Source organism: Nocardioides sp. QY071 (genome assembly GCF_029961765.1).
GTDB lineage: Bacteria > Actinomycetota > Actinomycetes > Propionibacteriales > Nocardioidaceae > Nocardioides.
Genome location: NZ_CP124681.1, coordinates 5,346,618 through 5,372,061, shown reverse-complemented (window position 1 = coordinate 5,372,061; position 25,444 = coordinate 5,346,618). Strand labels below are relative to the sequence as shown.

The 25,444-nt window shown below is 72.4% G+C and carries 24 protein-coding genes; 11 read left to right on the top strand and 13 right to left on the bottom strand.

Features of this window, described 5'->3' with window-relative positions:
• Positions 1-102: 102 nt before the first annotated feature.
• Both QI633_RS25810 and QI633_RS25805 read right to left on the bottom strand, forming a co-directional pair.
• Entirely contained in the window at positions 103-1,221 is a 1,119-nt protein-coding gene (locus QI633_RS25810; protein WP_282427560.1) for a hypothetical protein, read from the bottom strand.
• Positions 1,214-1,777, bottom strand: a complete 564-nt coding sequence (locus tag QI633_RS25805) for a SigE family RNA polymerase sigma factor (RefSeq protein ID WP_282427559.1) — start codon at positions 1,775-1,777, stop codon at positions 1,214-1,216. The genes QI633_RS25810 and QI633_RS25805 overlap by 8 nt, the downstream gene beginning before the upstream one ends.
• A 100-nt stretch (positions 1,778-1,877) precedes the next feature.
• Here QI633_RS25805 and QI633_RS25800 point away from each other — a divergent pair, with 100 nt between their 5' ends.
• Complete coding sequence (locus QI633_RS25800) at positions 1,878-3,194, top strand: hypothetical protein (protein ID WP_282427558.1); 1,317 nt, start codon at positions 1,878-1,880, stop codon at positions 3,192-3,194.
• Between the two features lie 5 nt (positions 3,195-3,199).
• Here QI633_RS25800 and QI633_RS25795 read toward each other — a convergent pair whose 3' ends face one another.
• Positions 3,200-4,255, bottom strand: a complete 1,056-nt coding sequence (locus QI633_RS25795; RefSeq protein ID WP_282427557.1) for a serine/threonine-protein kinase — start codon at positions 4,253-4,255, stop codon at positions 3,200-3,202.
• Between the two features lie 26 nt (positions 4,256-4,281).
• The gene (locus tag QI633_RS25790; protein WP_282427556.1) at positions 4,282-5,196 is read right to left on the bottom strand and encodes a GNAT family N-acetyltransferase; all 915 of its coding nucleotides are present in this window, start codon (positions 5,194-5,196) and stop codon (positions 4,282-4,284) included.
• 63 nt (positions 5,197-5,259) lie between these two features.
• Between QI633_RS25790 and QI633_RS25785 the strand changes: the two genes are divergently transcribed.
• Positions 5,260-6,279 carry a hypothetical protein gene (locus tag QI633_RS25785; protein ID WP_282427555.1) on the top strand — a complete coding sequence of 340 codons (1,020 nt, stop codon included), beginning with the start codon at positions 5,260-5,262 and terminating at the stop codon, positions 6,277-6,279.
• Positions 6,280-6,318: 39 nt separating this feature from the next.
• Here QI633_RS25785 and QI633_RS25780 read toward each other — a convergent pair whose 3' ends face one another.
• Positions 6,319-6,873, bottom strand: a complete 555-nt coding sequence (locus QI633_RS25780; protein ID WP_282427554.1) for a YceI family protein — start codon at positions 6,871-6,873, stop codon at positions 6,319-6,321.
• A 198-nt stretch (positions 6,874-7,071) separates the two neighbouring features.
• Positions 7,072-7,209 carry a hypothetical protein gene (locus QI633_RS25775; protein ID WP_160158139.1) on the bottom strand — a complete coding sequence of 46 codons (138 nt, stop codon included), beginning with the start codon at positions 7,207-7,209 and terminating at the stop codon, positions 7,072-7,074.
• Positions 7,210-7,491: 282 nt separating this feature from the next.
• On the opposite strand from QI633_RS25775, the gene QI633_RS25770 reads away from it, so the two are divergent.
• Both QI633_RS25770 and glmS read left to right on the top strand, forming a co-directional pair.
• The gene (locus QI633_RS25770; protein ID WP_222117953.1) at positions 7,492-7,707 is read left to right on the top strand and encodes a hypothetical protein; all 216 of its coding nucleotides are present in this window, start codon (positions 7,492-7,494) and stop codon (positions 7,705-7,707) included.
• 11 nt (positions 7,708-7,718) lie between these two features.
• Complete coding sequence (glmS, locus tag QI633_RS25765) at positions 7,719-9,575, top strand: glutamine--fructose-6-phosphate transaminase (isomerizing) (RefSeq protein WP_141796755.1); 1,857 nt, start codon at positions 7,719-7,721, stop codon at positions 9,573-9,575.
• Between the two features lie 3 nt (positions 9,576-9,578).
• Here the strand turns inward: glmS and QI633_RS25760 are convergent, their stop codons facing one another.
• Positions 9,579-11,081, bottom strand: a complete 1,503-nt coding sequence (locus QI633_RS25760; RefSeq protein WP_282427553.1) for a fibronectin type III domain-containing protein — start codon at positions 11,079-11,081, stop codon at positions 9,579-9,581.
• Positions 11,082-11,252: 171 nt separating this feature from the next.
• Between QI633_RS25760 and QI633_RS25755 the strand changes: the two genes are divergently transcribed.
• Entirely contained in the window at positions 11,253-12,983 is a 1,731-nt protein-coding gene (locus QI633_RS25755) for a DEAD/DEAH box helicase (RefSeq protein ID WP_141796757.1), read from the top strand.
• 16 nt (positions 12,984-12,999) lie between these two features.
• A complete protein-coding gene (locus QI633_RS25750; RefSeq protein ID WP_282427552.1) occupies positions 13,000-13,578 on the top strand; it encodes a transglycosylase SLT domain-containing protein in 579 nt (192 codons plus the stop codon).
• A 107-nt stretch (positions 13,579-13,685) separates the two neighbouring features.
• On the opposite strand, the gene QI633_RS25745 is transcribed toward QI633_RS25750, so the two are convergent.
• Positions 13,686-14,630 carry an NAD(P)/FAD-dependent oxidoreductase gene (locus tag QI633_RS25745; RefSeq protein ID WP_282427551.1) on the bottom strand — a complete coding sequence of 315 codons (945 nt, stop codon included), beginning with the start codon at positions 14,628-14,630 and terminating at the stop codon, positions 13,686-13,688.
• Positions 14,631-14,658: 28 nt separating this feature from the next.
• Between QI633_RS25745 and QI633_RS25740 the strand changes: the two genes are divergently transcribed.
• The 5 genes from QI633_RS25740 to QI633_RS25720 all read left to right on the top strand — a co-directional run bounded on the left by QI633_RS25740 (position 14,659) and on the right by QI633_RS25720 (position 20,223).
• On the top strand, positions 14,659-15,096 hold the full coding sequence (locus QI633_RS25740; protein ID WP_282427550.1) for a MerR family transcriptional regulator: 438 nt from the start codon (positions 14,659-14,661) through the stop codon (positions 15,094-15,096).
• A gap of 48 nt (positions 15,097-15,144) precedes the next feature.
• Positions 15,145-17,082 (top strand): penicillin-binding transpeptidase domain-containing protein, encoded by a 1,938-nt coding sequence (locus QI633_RS25735; RefSeq protein WP_282427549.1) that lies wholly within the window; start codon positions 15,145-15,147, stop codon positions 17,080-17,082.
• A gap of 233 nt (positions 17,083-17,315) precedes the next feature.
• Entirely contained in the window at positions 17,316-18,785 is a 1,470-nt protein-coding gene (locus tag QI633_RS25730) for an NAD-dependent succinate-semialdehyde dehydrogenase (protein WP_141796762.1), read from the top strand.
• A 68-nt stretch (positions 18,786-18,853) separates the two neighbouring features.
• Entirely contained in the window at positions 18,854-19,933 is a 1,080-nt protein-coding gene (locus QI633_RS25725) for an MFS transporter (RefSeq protein ID WP_282427548.1), read from the top strand.
• Positions 19,903-20,223 (top strand): hypothetical protein, encoded by a 321-nt coding sequence (locus QI633_RS25720; RefSeq protein ID WP_282427547.1) that lies wholly within the window; start codon positions 19,903-19,905, stop codon positions 20,221-20,223. The genes QI633_RS25725 and QI633_RS25720 overlap by 31 nt, the downstream gene beginning before the upstream one ends.
• On the opposite strand, the gene QI633_RS25715 is transcribed toward QI633_RS25720, so the two are convergent.
• From QI633_RS25715 to QI633_RS25695, 5 genes are all read right to left on the bottom strand, one after another.
• Entirely contained in the window at positions 20,213-21,490 is a 1,278-nt protein-coding gene (locus QI633_RS25715) for a low temperature requirement protein A (protein ID WP_282427546.1), read from the bottom strand. The genes QI633_RS25720 and QI633_RS25715 overlap by 11 nt on opposite strands.
• A gap of 100 nt (positions 21,491-21,590) precedes the next feature.
• Positions 21,591-22,163, bottom strand: a complete 573-nt coding sequence (locus QI633_RS25710) for a TIGR03086 family metal-binding protein (protein ID WP_282427545.1) — start codon at positions 22,161-22,163, stop codon at positions 21,591-21,593.
• A 7-nt stretch (positions 22,164-22,170) separates the two neighbouring features.
• Positions 22,171-23,169, bottom strand: coding sequence for a sigma-70 family RNA polymerase sigma factor (locus QI633_RS25705; protein ID WP_282427544.1), 999 nt, complete (start codon positions 23,167-23,169; stop codon positions 22,171-22,173).
• Positions 23,170-23,241: 72 nt separating this feature from the next.
• Positions 23,242-24,843 (bottom strand): glycerol-3-phosphate dehydrogenase/oxidase, encoded by a 1,602-nt coding sequence (locus tag QI633_RS25700; protein ID WP_282427543.1) that lies wholly within the window; start codon positions 24,841-24,843, stop codon positions 23,242-23,244.
• Positions 24,840-25,436: a TetR/AcrR family transcriptional regulator gene (locus QI633_RS25695; RefSeq protein WP_282427542.1), complete on the bottom strand. Its 597-nt coding sequence runs from the start codon at positions 25,434-25,436 to the stop codon at positions 24,840-24,842. Before QI633_RS25695 ends, QI633_RS25700 begins: the two co-directional genes overlap by 4 nt.
• Between the last annotated feature and the right edge of the window lie 8 nt (positions 25,437-25,444).

Sequence of the window (25,444 nt, the reverse complement as noted above, 5' to 3'; positions counted from 1 at the left end):
TTGCGGACGCTCGAAGGGCGAGCGAGCACGTCGTCGCGCCCGCACCTTGCGATCGCACCACTGGGATGACGCTCGCTACGCCACCCATCGGTGGATCAGGGCTCAGCCGACCATCAGGTAGTCCGCCGGAAGCGCGATCGGGTTCTCCTGGTCGACCCACGGCAGTGGGGTGTCCTGGCACGTGCCGTCGACGTCGCACCGGCGCAGCGTCGCCGGGCCCTCGTCGAGCTGCCCCACGACCCGGCCGCCGACGGTCCAGCTGCTCAGGCCGGTGAACCCGGGCAGGTCCACCGACGTCCCGCCCCTGGTCGGCTCGACGCTCGCCCGCGACCCGTCGTCGTCGAAGCGCACGACGAAGACGTGGTCGCCGTCGGGCGCGAGCTTCACCGTCTCGAGCCGCGGGCCGAGGTCGCGGATGACGTCGCCGGTCGCGGCGTCCACGAGCGTCCAGCGGCCGGCGTCGTCGAACGAGGTCGCCACACCGTCGTGCACGTCGACCGGCGAGAACGGCAGCTCCTGGTCCTCGCCGGTGCGCCAGTCGACCCGGTGGACGGTCCGTACGTCGGTCCCGACGTAGACGAAGTCGCCGTCCAGCTGGACCTCCCGCAGGCCCGACTTGCCGCCCTCCGGTGTGTCGCCCGGCAGGTCGACCCGCAAGGTGGCGAGCTCCCGGTCTGCCGCCACGTCCCACACGTGGATCCAGCCCTCGTTCTTCAGCGGGACCAGCCAGGCCACCCGGGGCTCGTGCGGGTCGCCGGTCACGCTCCATGCGTCGGAGGGGATCGACAGCCGGGTCGCGGTCCCGTCCGGCCGGACGAGTCCGAAGGCCCGGCCGTCGGAGCCGTCGGAGCCGAGGGTGGCCTGGGTGACGACGCCCACCGACGTCTGCGCGAGGTGGTGGGGCGCCGGGGACAGGTCGGCCGTCGCGTCGCCGACGGAGACGTGCCCGCCGACGGAGAACGCGCCGAGCTCGGCGTACGCCGCGTCGGCCGGGTCCTGGGTCGCGACCTGCGAGCTGCGGGCGGGCCCGTCGTCGAGGCCGGCGACGACCGCGACGCCCACCCCGGCGGCCGCGACGACGGCGGCCGCGGCAGCCACAGTCCCGACCCGGCGCCGGGTACGACGCGCGCGGCCGGCGGAGGCGATCGCGAACGCGTCGGGGTGGGGGACGGGCACGTCGTCCACGGTGTGGTGGAGCAGGTCGGTGAGGCGCTCAGCCATGGTGGCCTCCGGTCGTGAGGGTGGTGGGGGTCGCGTCGGGGAGCTCGACGCCGTCGCCGAGCAGGCGCCGCAGGTTGGCGAGCCCGGCCGAGGTCTGGCTCTTCACGGTGCCGGCGGTGATGCCGAGCAGGTCGGCGGTCTCCTCGACGGAGAGGTCGTCGTAGTAGCGCAGCACCACGACCGCCCGCTGTCGCGGCGGCAGCTGCGCGAGGACCGCCAGCAGGTCGATCCGGTCACCGGTGGGCCCGCGCGGGTCGTGGTCGGTGTCCGGCTCGGGCAGCTCGGCGGTCGGCCGCTCCCCGTGGAACGAGCGGCGCCGGAACCAGCTGGTCGCCGTGGTGACCAGCGCCCGCCGTGCGTACGCCCGCGCGGCCCCGACGTCGCGGATCCCCGACCAGCGGCTGTAGGTCTTCGCGAGCGCCGTCTGGACCAGGTCCTCGGCCAGCGCATGGTCGCGGACCAGCAGCAGTGCCGTGCGGTACAGGCCCGGCCAGGCGACGTGGACCAGCTCGACGAATTCCTCGTCGGTCGGGCCCCGAGATCCGCGCAGCGCCATGGTGGCCATCCTCTCGTGCGTCGGTCGATGTGGTGCTCAGAGAAGGACGCGCGAGGTGCCGCTCGGGTTGTCCCGGCGGTGGATCTCATAGGGTTCAGGCGTGAGTCCGCGCCGTGCTCCCGCTCATCTCGCCGCCGCCACCTGCCTGGCCTGGCTGGCGTTGACGACCGGGTACGGCGCCGCAGCCGCCGCCCCCGGCGTCGACCTGGGCGGCGAGCCGCTGCCGGCGAAGGCGAGCACCGACGAGGCCGACCCGCTGGCGCTGGCCCCCGGCCTGTGGCGCACGACCCTCGGGCCGTCGTACCCCCACTACTTCAGCTACCAGCGCCGGATCAACGGCAGCCGGGTCCACATCGGCGTCCTCGGTGCGCCGCAGGGCGACAGCAGCGACAGCATCCGGATCCTCGCCGAAGTCGCCACCGAAGGCTCCAGCAGCCCCACGAGCTGCGGCGAGGAGACCGACAACGCCGAGAGCAACGTCCCGCAGGCCGTCATCGGTGCCCGGGTCGTGGTCGGCGGCGAGGACGGCAGCACCGGCGAGGCCTGTCGCGACGCCGGCACCGTGCAGATCAAGGTCGACCGCGGCTACGGCTCACCGACCACCGACCTGCCCTACGTGATCAAGGTCGTCGAGGAGGCCCCGTCGTCGGGCACCGGCGACCAGGAGCCTGACGACGCACCGTCGTACGACCGGCCGGAGGCGGGGAAGGCCGAGCGGCTGGAGGGCGCGGCGTCGTTCGACACCGCCCCGGAGATCGACGCCCAGGACGAGCCGGCCACGGTCAGCACGACGATCACCGAGGGCACCGAGCAGCTGTGGCGGGTGCCGCTGACGTGGGGCGACCTGCCGGTCGTCCGCGTCGACGTGGCCACCGCCGAGGACGAGGAGGCGTTCGGCTACAGCGGGCCGAATCTGACCCTTCACCTCGTCGACCCGATGCGCGGCCGGCTGGTCCACGCCGACTCGGAGGCCGAGGACTCGTCGACCGGCCAGTACCTCGCCGAGGCCGAGGACCGCGACCCGACCGTCCTGGTGGGCTCCGGCTTCCCGGTGCGCCAGGTCGACGACCGGCTCCCCGGCGACTACTGGGTCTCGCTCGCCGTCTCCCCGCCCCCCGAGGACCGCAAGGCGGTCAGCGTCCCGGTGCAGGTCACCGTGGCGATCGGTCACCACGGCGGCGCCGCCCCCACGTACGACGGCGTCGTGGTCTCGCAGGACAAGAAGACCAGCCTGGACGGCTACTCCCCGGAGCACCCGTTCCTCGTCGGAGAGGACACCTTCGCCGCGGTGGCCTCGGGCAGCCCGATCGGCGGTGACAGCTGGTTCTCGACCCGGCACTGGGCCGGGCTCGGCCTCGCCGCGGCCAGCCTCGCGTGCCTCGGCGCCGGGGTGGTCCGGCTCCGGGCCCGCCGCTAGCCCGCTCAGCCGAGCAGGAGCAGCAGCGCCACCACGAGACCGAGCACACCCACGCCCAGCAGCACGAACGCGTCGACCGGGCGCCTGGCGGCCACCGGTGCGCCGTACGTCGTCACCGCGGCGGTCGCGGCCGCGGTGGGGACCGGCGTGCTCGGCGGGGGTGGCGGGGGCGGCGGATAGGCCATGGTCGCCCGGCTCGGCGTCGGGTCGGGGGCGTCGGGGTACTCGTCGACCACCTCGAGCCCGTCGGCCAGCGCCGGGTCGTCCCAGCGGGCGACCAGCCCACGTAGGGCCGGGTGGACCAGGAGCTCGGTGGCCGTGGGGCGCCGGGCGGCGTCGTACGCCGTGGCGGCGGCGACCAGCTCGAGCACCGCGTCGTGCTCCGGGTCGCCCGTGCGCAGCGCCGCGACGTCGATCGGACCGGGTTCGCCGTCGGCGGGCGGCCGGCGGCCGGTGAGCATCTCGAGCACGACCACGCCGAGCGCGTAGATGTCGGCGCTGGGGTCGGGGTCGGCGCCGCGGTACTGCTCCGGCGGCATGTAGCCGGGCGTCCCGATCACCATCGCCACGTGGGTCAGCCGCGGCTCGTCGCTCGGTACGGCGATGCCGAAGTCGGTGAGCCGCAGGTGCGGCCGGCGGCGGCCGGTCGGCTCGAGCAGCAGGTTGCCCGGCTTGATGTCGCGGTGCACGATCCCCGCGAGGTGCACGGCCTCCAGCGCCTGCAGGGTCTGGTCGGTGAGCACGGCGATCCAGCGCGGTGGCAACGTCCCGCCGTTGCGCTTCATCAGCCCGGACACGGATCCGCCGCGCACCAGCGGCATCGTGAACAGCACCCGGTCGTCGACACCCGCCCAGGACTGCGGCGTCACCACGTGGGTGTGGTCGATGCGCACCGACTGTTCGCGCACGAACCGCAGCAGCATCGCCGCGTCGGCCTGCCGCAGCATCTTCGCGGCCTTGACCTCGCCGGCCGTCCGGTCCAGCACCCGCCAGACCGTGCCCATGCCGCCCGCGGCGATCGGGTCAAGCAGCTCGTAGCGCCCCGCGAACACCTCGCCCATGCGGGCGACCCTATCCGGCCCGGGCGTCAGTCCAGGCGGACCGCCCGGTGCACCCAGGTCGCCTCGACCCGCATCCCGACGTTCTCGTAGAGGCTCAGCGCCCCGGTCCGCGAGTCGGTCGACAGCGACGACGAGGTGGCCCCGCGCTCGCGGCCGGCGGCGAACGCCGCGACGAGGAGGGCCTGGGCGAGGCCACGGCGCCGATGCTCCCGAGCGACGGCGAGCTTCGAGACGAAGGTGTCCGTGCCGGCGTTCCAGGCGTGGGCCGCGGCGACGACGGTGCCGTCCGGCCCGGTCACCAGCTGCAGGTGCCAGGGCTCCGAGCCGGGTCGGCCCCAGACCTGGGCGCCGAAGTCCGCCAGGCTCGCCCGCTCGCGCACCGACCACTCGAGGAAGGCGTCCTCGGTCACCGTCCAGACCTGCTGGCGGTCGGCCGGCGTCGCCTCGCGCAGCGTGTAGCCCTCGGGCAGCGGCCGCGGCGTCACCCGCGCCCCCTCGGGCAGCCGCAGCACCCAGCTGGTCCACCGCACGTCGTACCCCAGCGCGGCGAGCAGCCGGTCGCCGGCCGAGCCCTCGGGCACCGGCATCCCGACGATCGCGACGCCGCGGCTGCGGGCCAGGTGCTGGATCCAGCCGGCGAGCCAGGTCCCGATCCCGCGCCCGCGGTACGACGGCGCCACCGCGGCGTCGTACCTCTCCTCGCCGAGGTGCTCGGCGTAGGCCACGATCCGCTCGCCGTCGAGGACCGCGACCGAGCTCGCCCCGAGGTCGTACGACGGCCGCCCCCAGTCGGCGAGGAGGTCCGCCTCCTCGACCTCGACGGTGCCGGTGTCGTGCCGCTCCTGCTCGGTGACGACGGCGAACACCGCCGCGACGTCGTCGAGGGTCAGCGGGCGCGCGGTCAGCCCGGGCAGGGTGGCGGGCAGCGAGATGGCGGACACCCGGGTGAGTCTGGACGACGGGCCCGGGTGTCGGCGCGGGATTTACGGGACAGGATCCTCGCCATGATCCGCACCGGTGCTCGTGTCCTCGTCGCCGTCGTCGCCGCGACAGCCGCCACGGGCTGCTCCCAGGTCACCGGCGACGACGAGCAGCACGCTCGGGTCGGCGACGTCTTCGAGCTCAACGGCCAGGCCGAGGGCAGTCCACTCACGGTCCAGCTGCCGAACCTGCGCTACCAGTTCGTGGTCAGCCGGCCCCAGGCGAAGGCACGCCACTCGGTGGGCGCCTACGACGACCACTGGTCCGCCGAACCGGCCCGGGGAGCGGAGTTCCTCGAGATCGGCTACCGCCCCGAGAAGACCGACGGCGACGCGTGGGCGCTGTGGCAGCCCAGCGCCCGCGGCAAGCTGCCCGACCCGGTGTTCACCGTCGTGGCCGACGACGAGCGGATCGTGCTCGACAACGACCTGAGGTTCGACTGGCTGGTCACAGTCCCGGCGGACGTTGACGACCTGTCCCTCGAGGTGGAGTTCGACGGCCGCACGCTGCGCACCGACCTCGGCACGCCGGTCAGCGGGATCGACGTCTTCGCCGCCGCGCCACCGCGACGCTCGCAGGTGCCGTGTCCCGAGCAGCCGCGCACGACCGTGCGCGGCGGTGCGCGGTTCAACGGGACCGAGTGCGGCGTCGCCGCGCTCACCGCGGTCCCCTGGCATGCCGCGGTCGGGTGGGCAGCGCCGGGCCGGGCCTGGCTGGTGGCGAAGGTGAACGTCTCGATCAACACCTACTTCACCGGTGGCTCCGGGCCGGGCACGAGCTACGAGATCGGCTACGGCGAGCCGTCGTACCTCCTCGACGGAGCCCTGCCGCACGTCGTGCTGGACGATGACGGCCGGGAGCTCGCAAGTCGTCCCGCCGACATGACGGTGGACGACGTGCGCACGGTGATCTTCGACGTTCCCGCCGACGCCACCCGGGCCACCCTGGAGCTGGCGCTGGACTACACCGGCACCCCGGAGGACGGCGAGGGCCAGCAGGTGCGCTTCCGGCTGCGCCGGTCGCTCCCACTGGCCCTTCGCTGAGTTCCCAGGCCCCGCGTCGCAGGGCCCGGGCGAACGTCGTCAGGCGTTCTTGATGGCGGAGATGTCGAACTCGAGCTTGATCTTCTCCGAGACGAGGACGCCGCCGGTCTCCAGCGCGGCGTTCCAGGTCAGGCCCCAGTCCTTGCGGTTGACGGTGACGTCGCCCTCGAAACCGACGCGGATGTTGCCGAAGGGGTCCTTGGCCGAGCCGTTCTCCTCGAACTCGATGGTGACGGGCTTGGTGACGTCCTTGATGGTCAGGTCGCCGGTGATGGTCCACTCGTCGCCGTCGCGGGTGACGTCGGTGGAGACGAACTTCCACTCCGGGAACGCCGCGATGTCGAAGAAGTCGGGCGAGGTGAGGTGGCCGTCGCGGTCCGCGGACCCGGTGGAGACGCTGGCCGGGTTGATGGTCACGGTGACCGAGGACGCGGCGGGGTTGGCGGTGTCGATGTGGGCGGTGGCGTTCCAGTCGGTGAACTGGCCACGGACCTTGGTGACCACCGCGTGGCGCGCGACGAAGCCGAGGCGGCTGTGCGCGGTGTCGAGGGTGTAGTCGCCGGTGATGTCGGTGAGGGCTGCGGACTCGCTCATGGTTCTGGCTCCTGTGGTGGCGGATTCGTTGAACTTTCAAAGACCGTAACCAATGGTGACACGGCAACCATTCCGTGGCAAGGGGTGACGTGGGTCACATACGTGGCAAGCAGGTGAAGTCCAGGCGTCGCGCGCTACCCGGAAATGACGGAAGCCACCCCCCGAGTCGGGGAGTGGCTTCCGAAGAGTGGTCCTGCGTCAGGCAGCGTGCGAGTGCGCGGCCGTGGGCTGGCCGACCTCGACCCAGACGGCCTCCATCCGGGTGCGTCCGTCCGGAGCGGTCACGGGCAGCCAGCGCATCTCCAGATGCGTCTCGGTCATGTTCGTGTCGGTCATGGGTCACCTCCTGTTCACCTTGTGTTCACCAAGATAGCACGTCCTCCACCGCGCCGCCTCGGAACGCCGGATTCCGGCCCCTTCCGCTCCACTCCGGTGCTCCGGGCGTTGCCGTGAGAGGGCTTCGTCCTCCACCGCCGGTGGCGGGCGGCCGTACGACGCAGGGGACCGTCGATCTGCCCGATTTCGGGCAGGAAGTTGAGAATTGGCCGGAAACGGGTGCAGTCTCACCGGGTGCACGTCGATCCGCGGCTCCTCCAGCACGTCCAGGACAGCACCGGGCTGGCGTCGGCGGCGGCGGCCCGGCTGGTCCAGGACGTCCTCGCCTTCCACGACGAGACGGTGGAGGGCTGGGTCCGGCGGCGGCACGCGGAGCTGAAGCTGCACGGCGGGCGCAACGAGGAGATCTTCGCCCGGCTGCGCGAGGAGCTGCGGACCACGGTGGTCGCGGCACCTGACCTGTCGGAGCGCCAGCTCCGGCGCATCATCTACGGCTGAGGGAGACGGACATGTGCGGGATCGTCGGCTACATCGGGACCCAGCAGGCGGCGCCGCTGCTGCTGGAGGGGCTGACCCGGCTCGAGCACCGCGGGTACGACTCCGCGGGCGTCGCCGTCCTCGGCGGCAGCGGCCTCAAGGTCGCCAAGCAGGCCGGCCGGGTCCGCGACCTGTCCGACGGCCTGCCGAAGCGCTTCGGCGGCAAGATCGGCATCGGCCACACCCGCTGGGCGACCCACGGTCCCGCCAACGACGTCAACGCCCACCCGCACACCGACGAGGCGGCCCGCGTGGCGGTCGTCCACAACGGCATCATCGACAACGCCGCCGCGCTGCGCGCCGAGCTGGCCGACGACGGCGTGGTGCTCGTCTCGGACACCGACACCGAGGTGCTCGCCCACCTGGTCGCGCGCTCCACGGCCAAGACGCTCGAGCAGCGTATCGCCGAGGCGCTGGGCCGGGTGGAGGGCACCTACGGCATCGCGGTGGCCCACGCCGACTTCCCCGACCGGCTGGTCGTGGCCCGCAACGGCAGCCCGCTGATCATCGGCGTCGGCGACCACGAGATGCACGTCGCCTCCGACCTGGCCGCGCTGGTCCGCTACACGACCACGGTCGCCCACCTCGACGACGGCGAGATGGCCACGATCACGGCCGCCGGCTTCACGACGTATGCATTGGGGAGCATCGAGGCCACCGGGCGGCCTGGTTTGACGGCCACCGACCGCCGCGCCAAGGAGGTCGACATCGACCCCGAGGCGTACGACGCCGGCGACCACGACTCGTTCATGCACAAGGAGCTGCTCGAGCAGCCTGCCCGCGCGGAGGCGGTGCTCCGTGGCCGGCTCGACGAGCGCTTCGGTACCGGCCACCTCGGCGGCCTCAACCTCGACGCCCGCGAGCTGCGGGCGTTCCGCCGCGTCAAGATCCTCGGCTGCGGATCGGCGTACTACGTCGGTCAGATGGGCGCCTCGCTCCTCGAGGAGCTGGCCCGGATCCCCGCGGACGCCGAGGCGGCCAGTGAGTTCCGCTACCGCAACCCCATCGTCGAGCCGGACACGCTGTACGTCGCGGTGAGCCAGTCCGGCGAGACCATCGACACCCTGCTCGCGGTGCAGGAGGTGCAGCGCAAGGGCGGTCGGGTGATCGGGCTGGTCAACGTGGTCGGCTCGGCGATCGCGCGCCAGGTCGACGGCGGCATCTACCTCCACTCCGGACCCGAGGTCGCGGTCGCCTCGACCAAGGCGCTGACCAACATGTTCCTCGCGTTCGGCATGCTCGCCGTCCAGCTCGGCCGGGTCCGCGACCTGTCCATCGCCGACGGCAAGCGGCTGATCGCCGGCCTGACCCGGATCCCCGAGCAGATCGACCAGGTGCTGGCGACCGAGGCCGACCTGGCCCTGGTCGCCAAGCGGCTCGCCGAGGCGGAGAGCCTGTTCTTCATCGGCCGGGTGCGGGGCTTCCCGGTGGCGCGCGAGGGTGCGCAGAAGTTCAAGGAGATCACCTACCGCCACGCCGAGGCGTACCAGACCAGCGAGCTCAAGCACGGCCCGCTCGCCCTGATCTCACCCGAGGTGCCGACCGTCGCGATCGTCCCCGACGACGAGCTCGTCGAGCGCAACGTCGCGGCCCTCCACGAGATCGCCGCCCGCGGCGGCCCGCTGGTCGTGGTCACCCACGAAACGGTCGACCTCGGCGACCTCGAGGGGATCGTGGCCGGCCGGATCGACGTACCCCGCAACGAGCGGGAGCTGGACCCGATCCTGCTGACGATCCCGCTGCAGGTGCTGTCCTACCACGCCGCCCTGGAGCTGGGTCACGACATCGACAAGCCGCGCAACCTGGCCAAGTCCGTCACCGTGGAGTGATGCTCACGGGATCTCGACGGTCACCCGGACGGGCGAGTGGTCAGACACCTGGACCCCGTTGCGGACCGGCTGCTCCATCTGCCAGCTCGTCACGCGGGTTCCCGGTGAGACGAACACGCGATCTACGTGGCCGCCCCAGCGGTACGAGATCGGCGGGGGGAATGCCCACGCGTTCCACGAGTTGAGGTAGGGCAGCGTGTTGTAGGACTCGGCCTCGTCGAAGGCGTCGTCGTAGCCGTACGCGTTGAGGATCTCACGGGGCGAGTCCGCGGTGTTGCGGTTCGAGTTGAAGTCACCCGCGACGACGATCGGAAGCCCGCCGGCGTAGGCGGTGACCCCTGCCCAGAAGGCGACCGTCTCGTCGCGGCGCATGGCGTCAGTGCCGGAGCCGTTCTCCCACCCGGGGTTGACCAGGTGCAGGCTCGCGAGGACCAGCTCTCGGTTGGTCACCTTGTCCCTGACCCGGATCCAGCACCCGCCATGGGTCACGTTGGCGAACCGGATGCCGCTCGGGGTGCCGGTGACGTCGAACTTGTCGTTGCGCACGAAGAGGGTCTGGTTTCGCCACTGCTTGCCCGCGCCGTCGCCCACCTTGCACGCACGCACGTAGTCGGGGGCGGGCTCGAGGTTGTCGTAGTCGGCGTTGGGCGCCTCCTGAATCGCGACCGCGTCCGGACGGATGCCATCGGCGGCGGCGATGCGGTCCTTGATCAGCGACTCCCGCGTGGCCCAGTCGGCGCACACGTTGGCGCACACGTTCCAGGTCATCATGTTGACGTGCAGTGTTCCGCCGACGGCTCGGCTGCTCGCAACCGTGTGTCGACAACCGGCCGCCCCCCAGGCGCCCACGCCGCGCGGCCCGAGGGCCCGCACCTGGAAGCAGTAGGTCTTGCTCGGCGCGAACCCGCCGATCAACGCCCCGACGGTGCCAGTGCCCGTCGCTCCGACGGATACGACCCTCTTCTTTTTGTGCTGCTGGATGTTCTTCTCGCCCGGGACGTAGGCCAGCTCATACGATGACGCGCCGCCAACCTCGTTCCACCGGAAGGACAGCGCGACGGTGCTGCCCTGCTGCACCTGCCGGTCCACCCAGACGGGCTGCACGGCGTCGATCCGCGCCGTCGTACGGCACCGCGTCTTGGACCACTTGCCCTTGCGCTTGCCGTTGTAGGCGCGCACCTTCACGCAGTAGTCCGTGCCTTGCGCGAGCTTCTTGATTGTCAATGACGTCTTGCGGGTGCGGTCCTTGTGGGCCTTCTGGCCGGGGACCTTCCACTTCACCTTGTACGACGTGGCGCGGGCCGCGCGCTTCCACTTCACCTTGAACGACGCGGTCGTGCCGTCCACGCGGGGCTTCTTGAGCTTGACGCCCTTCACCTTCGCGGGCTTGGGCGCGGCGCTCGCGGGCGACGCGTTCGCAGCGACGAGGCCGGAGGTGCACAGGAGGACGGCGATCGCCGCGAGCAGCAGGTGCCGCACGCGGCGGGTGGTGGTGTCGGGCCTCATGGAGATCTTTCTCGTCGCGGAGCATGACCGTATGCCGAGGGTGACAGCGGTTGCAGGCCGTCCGGCATTACAGGTTGTCCTTACCAGATCGCACCCGGTCTAACCGGCAGTGACCCAGCGCACCGCGACGAGGATCACGCCTCGCACGCTTGACGGCACTAGTCTTGACGGGTGAGTGACCTTGCCAGTGACGCCGCGGACCAGCCCGCCACCTTCGCCGACCTCGGTCTCGGTGACCGCATCCTGAAGGCTCTCAAGGACATCGGCTACGAGTCGCCGTCCGCGATCCAGGCCGAGACCATCCCCCACCTCCTCGAGGGGCGCGACGTGATGGGCCTCGCGCAGACCGGCACGGGCAAGACCGCCGCGTTCGCGCTGCCGATCCTCGACCAGCTCGACCTCGCGCAGAAGACCCCGCAGGCGCTGGTCCTCGCGCCGACCCGCGAGCTCGCGCTCCAGGTGTGCGAGGCGTTCGAGAAGTACGCCGCCAACCTGCGCGGCGTCCACGTGCTCCCCGTCTACGGCGGCCAGGGCTACGGCGTCCAGCTGTCCGCGCTGCGCCGCGGCGTCCACATCGTCGTCGGCACGCCCGGACGGATCATGGACCACCTCGAGAAGGGCACCCTCGACCTCACCGAGCTGCGCTTCCTGGTCCTCGACGAGGCCGACGAGATGCTCAACATGGGCTTCGCCGAGGACGTCGAGACGATCCTCGCCGACACGCCCTCGGAGAAGCAGGTGGCGCTGTTCTCGGCGACCATGCCGAAGCAGATCAAGTCGCTGTCGGCGAAGTACCTGAAGAACCCGGTCGAGATCGCGATCGAGCGCAAGACCCGCACCGCCGAGAACATCAAGCAGCGCTACCTGATGGTCAGCTACCCGCAGAAGGTCGACGCGCTGACCCGGATCCTCGAGGTCGAGAACTTCGAGGGCGCGATCGTGTTCGTGCGCACCAAGAACGAGACCGAGACGCTGGCCGAGAAGCTGCGCGCCCGCGGCTACAGCGCGGCCGCGATCAACGGCGACATCGTGCAGGCCCAGCGCGAGCGCACCGTCAACCAGCTCAAGGACGGCAAGCTCGACATCCTGGTCGCCACCGACGTCGCGGCCCGCGGCATCGACGTCCCCCGGATCAGCCACGTCTTCAACTACGACATCCCCACCGACACCGAGGCCTACGTCCACCGGATCGGCCGCACCGGCCGCGCCGGCCGCAGCGGTGACGCGATCTCCTTCATCACCCCGCGCGAGCGCTACCTCCTCAAGCACATCGAGAAGGCCACCCGCTCCACGCTGGAGCAGATGCAGCTCCCGAGCGTCGACGCGATCAACGTCTCGCGCCTGAGCCGCTTCGACGACCAGATCACCGCCGCCCTCGAGTCGCCGCAGATCGACTTCTTCCGCGACGTCGTCGGCCACTACATCCGCGAGCACGACGTGCCGGAGGCCGACGTCGCCGCGGCGCTGGCCATCGCGCTGCAGGGCGACACCCCGCTGCTGCTGGAGGAGGAGCCGGAGCCGGAGCGCCGTCCGCGCCGGGAGTACGACGACCGCGGCGACCGCGGCGAGCGCCGGGGCGGGGACCGCGACCGGGGTGAGCGGGGCAGCCGGGACCGTGCCCCGCGCTCGGGCGGCAACCTCCAGGCCTACAAGATCCAGGTCGGCAAGCGGCACCGCGTCGAGCCCCGCCAGATCGTCGGCGCGCTCGCCAACGAGGGCGGCCTCGACCGCCGCGACTTCGGCAAGATCACCATCCGCCCCGACTACTCGATCGTCGAGCTGCCGGCCCGGCTGACCGAGGACCAGTGGGAGCGGCTCAAGAGCACCCGGATCAGCGGCAAGCTGATCGAGCTGGCCAAGGACTACGGACCGCCGAACCGCTCGCGCAAGCCCCGCGACTGACCTACCCTCGGACCCCATGGGGGGTCTGCGTCGCTTGGCCGCGCCCGCTGCACTCGCAGCGGGCGCGCTGCTGCTGAGTGCCTGCGGCAGCACCACTGCTCCCGCTGCCGAGCCGGCTGACGCAGCGGTGGCCACCTCGGCGGCACCCCCGCCGACCCCGCGCGAGGCGGATCCGTCGCGCTCGGGCGCCCGGGTCGACGTACCCACGGTCGAGATCATGGCGGCGCTCGCCCGGCGGGCCGAGCGGATCGCGAAGAAGCTGCCGGCGGTGATCGTCCCGGCCGAGGTCGACCCCGCGTCGAACCGCGGCCTGGGCTACCGCGAGATGATCGAGTTCGGCTTCCCTGCCGACCAGTGGCCCTACCTCGACGCGCTGTGGCAGCGCGAGTCCGGCTGGAACCACCTCGCCGAGAACCGCAGCTCCGGCGCCTACGGCATCCCGCAGTCCCTGCCGGCCACCAAGATGGCCGTCGTCGGCAGCGACTGGCGCACCAACCCCGAGACCCAGATCCGGTGGGGGCTGGCCTACATCGCCGCGCGGTACGGCAACGTCCAACGCGCCTGGGAGCACTCGCAGCGCACCGGCTGGTACTGAACCTGCTGCTGCGCGTGGCCGGTGTTGACGTCGCAACTACCGAATTTGCGGTGCTGGCGCCGATTCCGCGACGAATTCGGTAGTTGCGTCGCAGCCAGGCCAGCCCCTCAGCCCAGCCGCGCCAACGCCGCGTCCTGCACGCACGCGGCCGCGGCCATCATCCCGGCGGCGGCGGCCACCAGTACCGACGCCATGGGCATCGGCAGGCCCGGGCCCTGGGCGAGGTCACCGGCGGCGTAGACGCCGGGGACGCTCGTGCGGCCGAAGGCGTCGACCACCACGGCGCCGACCTCGGAGGTCTCCAGTGCGAGCTGCTCGGCGAACGGCGCGGCCTGCTCCCACTCGGTCTTCACGAGCAGCCCGCCCAGCGCGAGCTCCTCGCCGCCGGCGAGGGTGACGACCAGGCCCGCCCCCTCCTTGCGTACGGCGACCAGCCGGTCGGTCACCACGCCGGCACCCGTCCGGTCGAGCGACGCCGCGGTCGCCTCGTCGAGGTCGGCGCCGTCGGTGAGCACGACGCGGTCCTCGGCGATCGGCTGCACCATCGACGCCATCGCGGCCACGTGGGGCGCGGAGCCGAGGATCCCGACGCGGGTGCCGGCGTACTCGTGGCCGTGGCAGAACGGGCAGTGCGCCACCAGGTCGCCGAAGTTCTCCGCGATGCCGGGGACGTCGGGCAGGGTGTCGCGGACGCCGGTGGCGAGGAGCACCCGCCGGGCGCGCACGGGCTCCTCGCCCTCGATCTCGAGGAGGAAGTCGCCGAGCTCGCCGGAGATCCGGGTGACGCCGGTGCCGACGACGTCGAGGAAGTGCACGTCGTCGTAGGCCTCCGCGTCCTTGCGGGCCGCGAGCCGGAGCTCGGCGGGCGGTGCGCCGTCGTGGCCGAGGAAGTTGTGCATGTGGCCGGTCGGGTCGTTGCGGTAGCGGTCGGTGCCGATCACGACGGTCGAGCGGTGCATCCGGCCGAGGGTCTGGGCGGCCTGGAGGCCGGCGGATCCGGCGCCGACCACGGCGACGTCGTACAGCGTCGGTGAGGAAGTGGAGTTGATCATGGGCCCCAGCCTGTGACTTCATGTGAACATGAAGTCAAGTACCCGGGACATCCGGTGGTCGGTGGGCGAGCTGGCCGCACGCTTCGAGCTCGAGACCCACGTGTTGCGGCACTGGGAGGACAAGGGCCTGCTGCACCCGCAGCGCGACTCCGCGGGCCGGCGGGTCTACGGCGAGGACGACGCGTACCGGGTGGCCGCGATCCTCGCGAGCAAGGCGTCGGGGATGAGCCTCGACCAGATCCGCACCCTCGTCGACGCGTCCGTGGAGGGCCGGCGCGACGCGCTGCGCGCCCACCTCGACGAGCTCGACCGGCGCCAGGCAGAGCTCGAGCGCTCGCGGCACATGACGAAGCACGCGCTCGAGTGCCGCGCGCACGACATCACCACCTGCCCCGGATTCCAGGCCCACGTCTCCGACATCGTCGACGGCACCACCCAGGGCATCCGGTTCCTCGCCGGCCACTGACGCGGCTGACGCGCGGTCGTGGCGGACCCGGCTGGTAGAACCTTCACCATGCGGCGGACCTCGGCAGCCCTCACCTCCCTGCTCGTGCTCGGAGGCGTCCTGAGCGCGTGCTCCGGCAGCGACACCGACGGCGCCGAGGCCGTGGCCAAGCAGCTGGCCGGCGCGCTGGCCGCGGCCGCGACCCCGCAGGCCGGCGAGGCGAGCAAGGCCCCGGACCCGCTCGCCTCGGTCCCATTCACGGGCACCGACTCCGCGACGGTGGCCGAGGCGTACGCCGCCATCGTCGACGACATGGACGGCGTCGTCCCCACCGTCGCGGTCGGCAAGGTCGACGCGGAGGCCGAGAAGCCGACCGCCACCCTGCGCTGGTCCTGGCCGGTGGTCGACGGTGCCGACCCGTGGGCCTACGAGACGACCGTCGCGCTGAGCCACCAGGGTGACAAGTGGTCGGTGGGCTGGGCGCCCGACGTCGTCGTCCCCGACCTGGCCGAGGGCGAGACCCTCGACGCGGTCACCCAGCCGACGGACCGTGGCGACATCACCGGCGCCGGCGGCACGGTCCTGGTGACCGAGCGCGCGGTGGTCCGGGTCGGGATCGACCGGTCCAAGGTCGACGCCGCGGCCGCGCCGGACTCAGCGCGCGCCCTCGCGAAGCTGGTCGGCGTCGACGTGAAGCCCTACGTCAAGGCGGTCAGCGGCGCCGGGCCGCGCGCCTTCGTCGAGGCGATCACCTACCGCTCCGGCGAGGAGCCGGCGGGCTTCGCCGACGCGCTCGGCGCCATCGTCGGCGCTACGACGGTCGATGCCGAGCTCGCCCTCGCGCCCAGCCGCGACTTCGCCGCGCCGATCCTCGGCCGGGTCGGACCGGTGACCGCCGAGATGGTCGAGAAGCACCCCGACACCTACCGCTCCGGCGACGTCGCCGGACTCTCCGGCCTCCAGGCGCGCTACGACGACCAGCTGCGCGGGAGCGTCGGCCGGGTCGTCGACGTGGTCCCCGCGCCGGACAGCAAGGACCCTGGCGCCGACAAGCGTGAGGTCTACCGCCACGACGCGACCCCCGGCCGGCCGCTCGCGATCACCCTCGACGAGCGGCTGCAGACCCTCGCCGAGCAGGTCCTCGCCAAAACCGGTCCGGCCGCGGCCCTGGTGGCGCTGCGCCCGAGCGACGGGGCGATCCTCGCGGCCGCCAACGACGCGGCCACCGGCGGCCAGAACTACGCCACCTTCGGTCAGTTCGCGCCCGGGTCGACGTTCAAGATCGTCACCTCGCTGGCCCTGCTGCGCGCCGGCCTCACGCCCGACAGTCCGGTGGAGTGCACGCCGACGGTGACCGTCGACGGCCGCCAGTTCAAGAACTACTCCGACTACCCGTCGTCCGCGCTCGGGACGATCCCGTTGCGTGAGGCGGTCGCGCAGTCGTGCAACACCGCGCTGATCGGCCAGCGAGATGCGCTCGGCAAGGGCGACCTCGCGTCGGCGGCGGCGACCCTCGGCCTGGGCATCGACCACGACCTCGGCTTCCCGGCGTTCTTCGGGGAGGTCCCCGACCCGGCCAGCGAGACCGAGGCCGCGGCGTCGCTGATCGGCCAGGGCAAGGTGCTGGCCTCGCCGATGGCGATGGCCACCGTGATCGCCAGCGTCCAGGCCGGCACGACCGTCGTACCCCGTCTCGTCGACCAGGTCGACGTCAGCGTCCCCGCCGAGGCCACGCCGCTCGCCGCCGGCGAGGCCGACCAGCTGCGCGCGATCCTGCGCCAGGTCGTCACCGAGGGCAGCGGCCGCGGCCTGGCCGACGTCCCGGGACCGCCGGTGATCGCCAAGACCGGCACCGCCGAGTACGCCGACGGCGACACCATCCGCACCCACGCCTGGATGGTCGCCGCGCAGGGTGACCTCGCCGTCGCGGTCTACGTCGAGACGGGCGAGTCCGGCTCCCAGACCGCGGGTCCGCTGCTCGAGGCCTTCCTCCGTGGCGCACGCTGACCATGCACCCCGGGACCAAGGTCCCGGGCAGTGGGGGACGACCGGAGGAAATCTCTGCGTGAGGTCTTGTCCCTCACCGTCGGCGCGCTAGAGTGGCATCAGTCGTACTTCGGAGGGAGCACCGATACGACTGAGCCCCTCGTCGACCCCATGCGATGAGGGGCTCTCTCCGTTTTTCACCCCCGACGTCCTCGGGGGTTCTGGCCGTTGCCCGGCAGTGCCAGAGTGGGCCCATGACCTTCCGCGAACGCCTTGCCCACCTGCTCCCGGAGTCGCGTCGCCAGCTGTACGTCGGCGGCAGCTGGGTCCCCTCGGGCAGCGGTGCCCGGATCGACGTGCTGGACCCGGCGGACGGGTCGGTGCTGACCGACGTCGCGGACGGCACCCTCGACGACGCCCGAGCCGCACTCGATGCGGCGGCCGGTGCCCAGGAGTCGTGGGCGGCGACCCCGCCGCGCGAGCGCGGGGAGATCCTGCGCCGGGCGTTCGGCCTGGTCACCGAGCACGCCGACGACCTCGCGCTGGTGATGAGCCTCGAGATGGGCAAGCCGATCGCCGAGGCGAAGGGCGAGGTGACCTACGGGGCGGAGTTCCTGCGCTGGTTCTCCGAGGAGGCGGTGCGCATCCACGGCCGCTGGATGCAGAACCCGGCCGGCGGCAGCCGGCTGCTGACCGTCCGCAAGCCGGTCGGCCCGTGCCTGTTCATCACCCCGTGGAACTTCCCGCTGGCCATGGGCACCCGCAAGATCGGCCCGGCCGTGGCGGCCGGCTGCACGATGGTGGTCAAGCCCGCCTCGCAGACCCCGCTGACCATGCTCCTGCTCGCGGCGCTGCTGGCCGAGGCGGGCCTGCCGGCCGGCGTGCTCAACGTCGTGACCACCTCCGACTCCGGCGGCCTGTCCAAGACCCTCCAGGCCGACCCGCGGCTGCGGAAGGTGAGCTTCACCGGCTCGACCGGCGTCGGCAGGTCGCTGGTCGAGCAGTCGGCCGGTCAGCTGCAGCGGATGTCGATGGAGCTCGGCGGCAATGCGCCCTTCCTGGTCTTCGCCGACGCCGACCTCGACGCCGCCGTCGACGGCGCGATGATCGCCAAGATGCGCAACATGGGGGAGGCCTGCACCTCCGCCAACCGGTTCCTCGTCGAGGCCTCGGTGGCCGAGGAGTTCGGCGCCAGGCTCGCCGAGCGGATGGGCGGCCTGCGGGTCGGTCGCGGCCAGGACGTCGGTGTCCAGGTCGGCCCGCTCATCGACGCCAAGGCGGTCACCTCCGTCTCCGCCCTGGTCGACGACGCCGTCGACCGCGGCGCCCGCCTGCTGACCGGAGGCAAGGCTCCCGGCGGCGACGGCTTCTTCTTCCCGCCGACGGTGCTGGCCGACGTACCCGCAGACGCGGATGCGGTCCGCAACGAGATCTTCGGACCGGTCGCCCCGATCACCACCTTCACCTCCGAGGACGAGGCGATCCGGCTGGCCAACTCCACCGAGTACGGCCTCGCCGCCTACGCCTTCACCCGCGACCTGGCCCGCACCATCCGCCTCGCCGAGCGCCTCGAGACCGGCATGCTCGGCATCAACACCGGCCTGGTCTCCAACCCGGCCGCGCCGTTCGGCGGCGTGAAGGCGAGCGGGTTCGGGCGCGAGGGCGGGTTCGAGGGGATCGAGGAGTACCTCGACACCACGTACGTCGCGCTGCCGGTCACCTGAGCCCGGCCGGCCACCGATGAAATCGGTGGCCGGTGTCGGTCCTCACGGGCACACTCCCTAGGACCGCCATGACCGATCAGCTCGCCCCGCTCGTCCCGGTGCCGGAGGAGCCCGATCCCGGGCTCCGCGGACCGCGGCGGCTCCCGCGCGCCCTCACGCCGTTCCGGCACTCGTCGTACCGGCGGCTCGGGTCGGCACTGGTGCTGACCAGCTTCGGCAGCGGGGTGTGGATCGTGGCACTGGTCTGGGAGGTGATCCGGATCGGCGGGGGCGCCGGCGCGCTCTCCGCGGTCACGACCGCCGGCGCCGTCGGTGTGGTGCTGCCCGCGCTCCTCGGCGGGGTGGTCGCCGACCGGGTCCCGCAGAAGCTCATCCTCGTCGTGACCACGAGCGTCGAGCTGCTCGGCATGAGCCTGGTGGCGGCGCTGTCCTTCACCGACCTCACCCGGCTGTGGCACCTCGCCGCGGTCGCGTTCGTCGCGGGCATGGCGATGGCGTTCTACTACCCCGCCTACTCCGCGTGGCTGCCGGCGCTGGTTCCCGAGGAGGACCTGCTCGCCGTCAACGGGTTCGAGGGCATGGTGCGCCCGACGATCGGCCAGGCGCTCGGCCCGGCCGTCGCCGGCGGCGTCGTCGGCGCGAGCTCGTCCTCGGCCGCGATCGCGGTGGCCGCGGCGGCGTACCTCGGTGGGCTGCTGGTCCTGCTCCTGGTCCCCCTGACCGCCGTACGACGCGACCTACCGGTCGCCACGGACGGCGGCTCGGGCGGTGGCTCGGGCGGCGCGCTGCGGGCGGTGCGCACGACGCTGGCCGACATGCGCGAGGGCTTCGGCTACATGGTGCGCACGCCGTGGCTGCTCGCGACCTTGCTGTTCGCGTCGATCATGGTGTTCGTGATCATGGGGCCGCTCGAGGTCCTCGTCCCGTTCCTGATCAAGGACGAGCTGGGCGGCGGCCCCGGGGACCACGCGGTCGTGATGGCCTGCTTCGGCATCGGCGGAGCGGTCGGCTCGCTGGTGACCGGCTCGCTGCCGATGCCGCGGCGCTACCTGACCTGGATGAACCTGATGTGGGGCGTGGGCTGCATGCCGTTCCTGGTGATCGGGTTCGCGACCGCGTGTGGCAGGTCGCGGCGGCAGCGTTCCTGATCGGCGCGCTGTTCTCGGCGCCGATGGTCATCTGGGGCACGCTGCTCCAGCGCCGGGTCCCGCCCGAGCTCCTCGGCCGGGTGGCCTCGCTCGACTTCTTCGTCTCGATCAGCCTGATGCCGGTCTCGATGGCGGTCGCCGGACCGGTGGCCGGGCTGATCGGGCTGGAGGCGACCTTCGCCATCGCCGCGCTGGTTCCGGGAGCCGCGGCCGCGGTCGCGATCCTCGGCGCGCGGCTGCCCGCCGACGAGCTCGCCCACCCGCTGCGGGAGGAGCCGGTCAGTCCGTGAGGCTCTCGAGCACCGCGACGTTGTGGCGGTAGCCGACCGTCTCGTAGCCGACCACGGTCACCCACGGCGCCAACGCGAGCACCAGCAGGCACCAGCTCAGGTCGACCTCCGAGCGCGCCATGAGCACCGGCACCACCAGGACCACGACGGTCACGGCCAGGAGCACCACGTGGAAGGCGTCGAAGGAGCGTGAGAGGAGCGAGTAGCCGGCGTAGAAGACGGCGATGAACAGCGCGACCGGTACGACGACGGTGAGCACCGTCGCGGTCAGGCCCAGCTTGCTGTGGTGGTCCAGGTAGTACGCGCCCACGTGCAGGCCGGCGCCGATGGCGACGATCGCGCCGAAGAGTCCGATGGCGCCGTACCCGAAGCCGAAGGAGCGCTCGCGACGGGCGTGCAGGATCTCCCCGGTCGGGATGGTGAAGTAGCACCACCAGATCCCGAAGGTCAGCGCCGTGCCGGCGAACGTGAAGAGCCCGATCTCCCAGTCGAGGCCGTCCTGCGCGAGCGCGTTGATCGCGGCCATCGTGCCGATCATCCCCTCGCCGAGGGTGATGATGACCATCAGGCCGTACCGCTCGGCGATGTGGTGGGCGTGCCACGGCGTGCCGCCGCGAGCACGCTCGGCGAGGGCGGGCCCGCCGATCTCGACGAGGAACGGCACGATGATCAGCGCGAAGGTGGTGCCGACCGGCAGGTCGACCAGGGCCAGGATGCACCACAGCACCTGCGCGATCGCGATGGAGACGACATAGGTGCGGCAGGCCTGCCGGCGGTCCGGGTCGTGCCGACCGGCGCGCAGCCACTGGAAGATCATCGCGACGCGCATCACGACGTAGCCCCACACGATGACGTCGTTGTCGAGCGTCTCGCCGTGCTTGGTCACCGACTCGAACATGGGCTTGATGCCCAGCGCGAAGATCAGCACACCGACCATCTGCACCATGGTGGTGACCCGGTAGATCCAGTCGTCGGTGTCGTACGCCGAGGCGAACCAGGTGAAGTTGATCCAGGCCCAGGTGATGCCGAAGGTCGCGAACGCGAACGCCGCGATGCCGCTGCCGATGTGGTCCGCGGACAGCGCGTGGGCGAGCTCGTTGGCGGCGGTGCCGAAGGCGACCACGAACGTGAGGTCGAACAAGAGCTCCAGCGGCGTCGACGCGCGGCCGGACTCGTGGGGATCGCGGCCGGACATCCGGCGGGTGCGGTGGCGGACCGCGGACTCGGTGTCGCGTTCCTCGGCCTGCTCGGCGTGGTGCTCCGACATGCGCCGCAGTCTAGGAGCCTGCTGAACAAGACGGGCGAACGCCGCGTAGCCGCGCGGATGTTCAGCAGTCACCTAGGAACGAGCTGCGGGCCCGGCCCGGTCAGGACCGCCGGCCGAGCAGGGCGAGCACGTGCACCCCGGCGGGTGCCTCGACGTCGACCGGCAGCGGCGGCGCGAACCGGTCGTCGCCGGCCAGCGCAATCTGCAGCGCCGAGGGCAGCAATGCGACCGCGAGCGGCTCGGGCAGCGGCTCGGCGTGGCCGGTCGCCCGGCGTACGTCCCAGCCGTGGACCGCGATCTCGAGCGCGGCGATCCGGGCGATCGCGTCGACGGGCAGCGGGTGCCCGCCGACGTCGACGCTCGGCTGGTCGGCGCTCAGCCAGGCCGTGAGCAGGGCGCAGGCCTTGTGCTGCAGGGCCTGGACCCGGGTCTGGAGCGGGGTCGGGGCGGCGCTGCTCAGCCCGACCGAGCCGTCCGCGGCCTCGGCGAACGCGTCGAGTGCGTCCTCCATGTGGGCGAGCAGGTCGGCGAGGCTCCAGCCGGCGCAGGGGGACGGGCGGTCGACGTCGGCGCAGGTGATCGTGCCGAGCGCGGCGCTGGTGTAGTCGAGCGCGCGCTGCAGCAGGTCGAGGCCGGCGACCATCCCGTCCGGCGCTCTCGTGGGCGCGGACACGGTGGCCTCAGGCCGGGACGTAGTCGGCGGGCAGCCGCTCCGGCAGCCCGAAGCGTGCGAACAGCCGGGCGTCGAAGAACGCCGTGACGTGCTCGACGCGCAGGTCCTCGCCGGTGCCGGTCAGCTGCAGCACCTGCAGGTGGAAGGGCTCGAAGTGGCCCTCGGGCTGGCGCATGTAGAGACCGAACGCCGGCTGCCCGTTGGCGATGGTCTCGACCATCGGCATGTCGTTGCACCCGCCCGGGCACTTGGTGCCGATGAGCTGGCCGATCGCGTCGGTGCCGCGGTAGTGGTTGAGGAACGGCGGCATGTCCCAGGTGGCGTCGTACTTGAGGAGCTGGACGATCTGGTCGATGTCCTTGCGCCAGAACGCCTGCAGGTAGGCGTCGAGCAGGGTGCGCTGGGCCTGGTCGAGGTCGGGCTCGACGGTGTCGGGGGACAGCCCGCGCTCGGCGAGCTGGGCGTGCGCCCGCTGCAGCGCGGAGTTCACGGCCGCGGTCGTGGTGTCGAGGGCGGTGGCGGTCTCGGCGGCCGACCAGCGCAGCACGTCACGCAGGATGAGCACCGCGCGCTGGCGCGCGGGCAGGTGCTGCAGTGCGGCCACGAAGGCGAGCCGGATCGTGTCGCGCTCGGCGACCTCGACCGCGGCGTCCGGGATCGGCTCCAGCCACGGGACCTCGTGGTCCTCGAGCAGCTCGTCGGAGGGAGCGGAGTCCGCCGTACCGAGTCCGGTCGGTAGCGGTCGACGTGGCTTCGCCTCGAGGTTGGTCAGGCACACGTTGGTGGCGATCTTGTAGAGCCAGGTGCGCACCGAGCTGCGGCCCTGGAAGCTCGCCGACGCCTTCCACGCGCGCAGGAAGGTCTCCTGGACCAGGTCCTCGGCCTCGTGCACCGACCCGCTCATCCGGTAGCAGTGCGCCATCAGCTCGCGCTGGTAGCGCCCGGTCAGGGTGTCGAAGTCGGCGAGCTCGTCACTCGCCACTGCTGCCGTCTCGGTCTCGGTCACCGTGATTCCCATCGCTACCCCCGTGGTCTCGCCAGTCTGCCTGATGGGTGTGACCGGGTGCGAGCGGAAAACTCATCGCTCGCCGCGGACGATCTCCAGCACCTTCTCGGCAGCGGGTACGGCGAGCGCTCGGTCGTCGGGGATCAACCCGATGCGGGTACGCCGGTCGAGCAGGTCGGCGACGTCGGCGGCGCCCTCGTGGGTGACTCCGAAGAAGAGCTCGGCCCACACCGTCGAGATGCCCTCGGCGATCGGCGCGAGGAGCTGGTCCTGGTCCCAGCCGCTGGCCCTGACGGCAGCCTCGAGCGCGAGGTCGGCGTCGGCGCCGTAGCGGCGGACCAGGCGGGCCTCGCCCGGGTGGCCGGCCTTGGCGGCGCGGTCGGCCAGGGTCTCGCGCGGCGCGGCCCCGGCCAGCGGCAGGGTGGCGGTGACACAGGGGCCGGCGGTGAGGCGGGCGTGGCCGACCGCCGCGTCGACGGCGTCCTCGGCCATCCGGCGGTAGGTCGTGAGCTTGCCGCCGACGATGGTCACGATGCCGGTCGGGGAGGTGAGCACCGCGTGCTTGCGGGACAGGTCGGCGGTGGAGTCGTCGCCGCTGTCGAGCAGCGGGCGCAGGCCGGCGAAGGCGCCGACCACGTCCTCGCGCCGCAGCGGTCGGGCGAAGGAGGCAGCCACCACGTCGAGCAGGAAGCCGATCTCGACCTCGGTCGGCTCGGCCACGTCGGGGATCGGCCCGTCGACCGGCTCGTCGGTCAGGCCGACGTAGAACTGGCCGTCGGGCTGGGGCAGGACGAGCACGAAGCGGTTGGTCTCGCCGGGGATCGGGGCGAAGACCGCCACGTCGAGGCCGGGCAGGGTGCCGGCGCGGAGCACGAGGTGGGTGCCGCGCGAGGGGCGCAGGCGTACGTCGTCGACCAGGTCGCCGGCCCACACGCCGGCAGCGTTGACGACGGTGCGGGTGGTGACGGTGGCGGTCGCGCCGGTGAGCTCGTCCTTCAGCGTCACCGAGAACTCGCTGGTCGAGGTGCGAGCGCCAGCGAGCCTCGAATCCCCGGTGGCGGAGACCACGCGGGCGTGGGTGCGCACGTGGGCGCCCCGGTCGGCCGCGGTCCGCGCGATGGTGGTGACCAGGCGGGCGTCGTCCTCGAGCTGGCCGTCCCAGCCGAGGTAGGCGCCGCGCAGACCGTCGGTGCGCAGCGGTGGTGCGAGCCGGCGGGTCTCGGCGGCGCTGAGACGGCGGGGCCGGGGGAGCGTGTCGGCGCTGGTGCCGGCGGCCCGGCGGAGCAGGTCGCCGCCGAGGAATCCGGCGCCGGCGAGGGTCCCCATCGGGCGGCTCACGCCAGCCGAGAGCGGGATGAGCGACGGCAGCGGCCGGGTCAGGTGGGGCGCGGTGGTCTCCATCAGGATCCCGCGCTCGACCGCGCTCTCGTGGGCGATGCCGACCTGGCCGGAGGCGAGGTAGCGCAGGCCGCCGTGGACGAGCTTCGAGGAGAACCGCGACGTGCCGAACGCGAGGTCGTGGGCGTCGACTGCCAGCACGGTCAGCCCGCGTGACACGGCGTCGAGGGCCACGCCGGCGCCGGTGACGCCGAGGCCGATCACGACCATGTCGACCTCAGTGGGGAGATCGGCGAGACCAGGGGTGATCCGGGTGTGGGGCTGGTGTGCGGTCATGGCGCGAGGCTCCGGGAGATGAGGGCGTGCAGCTCGTCGTCGAGCGCGGACTGGTCCACCTCGTCGTCGACCATGGTGTGGGCGGACAGGACGAAGCCGTGGGCGGCGAGGACCAGGCCGCGAGCGACCGCCTGGGGGAGGCCGTCGGTGATCAGTCCGGCCTCCTGGCCGACGGTGATCGCGGTGGCCAGCACCTGGAGGATCAGCTCCTGCGAGCGGCCGCGCCGGGACAGCAGGTAGGGGAGGATCAGCTCGGGGTCGAGCTCGACGATCCGGGTGAACAGCTCGTTCTCGCGCAGCGCGCCGACGGTCGCGACCACGGCGTCGGCGATCGCGTCGGGTGTGGGCGACGCCGCGACATCAACGCCGGAGGCGACGAGCGTCCCCCACTCGCGCGTCATCAGGTCGCCGAGCAGCGCCGGCATGTCGGACCACGCGCGATAGATCGTCATCCGCGAGACGCCGGCCCGGCGGGCGACCTCGGTGAGGGTCGTGCGCCGCCAGCCCACGTCGAGGATGCACTCGCGCGCCGCGTCGAGGTAGGCGTCTCGAGGGCTCTGCTCGGATTCGGCGTTGTGACGATGTGACGTCATGTGTAACA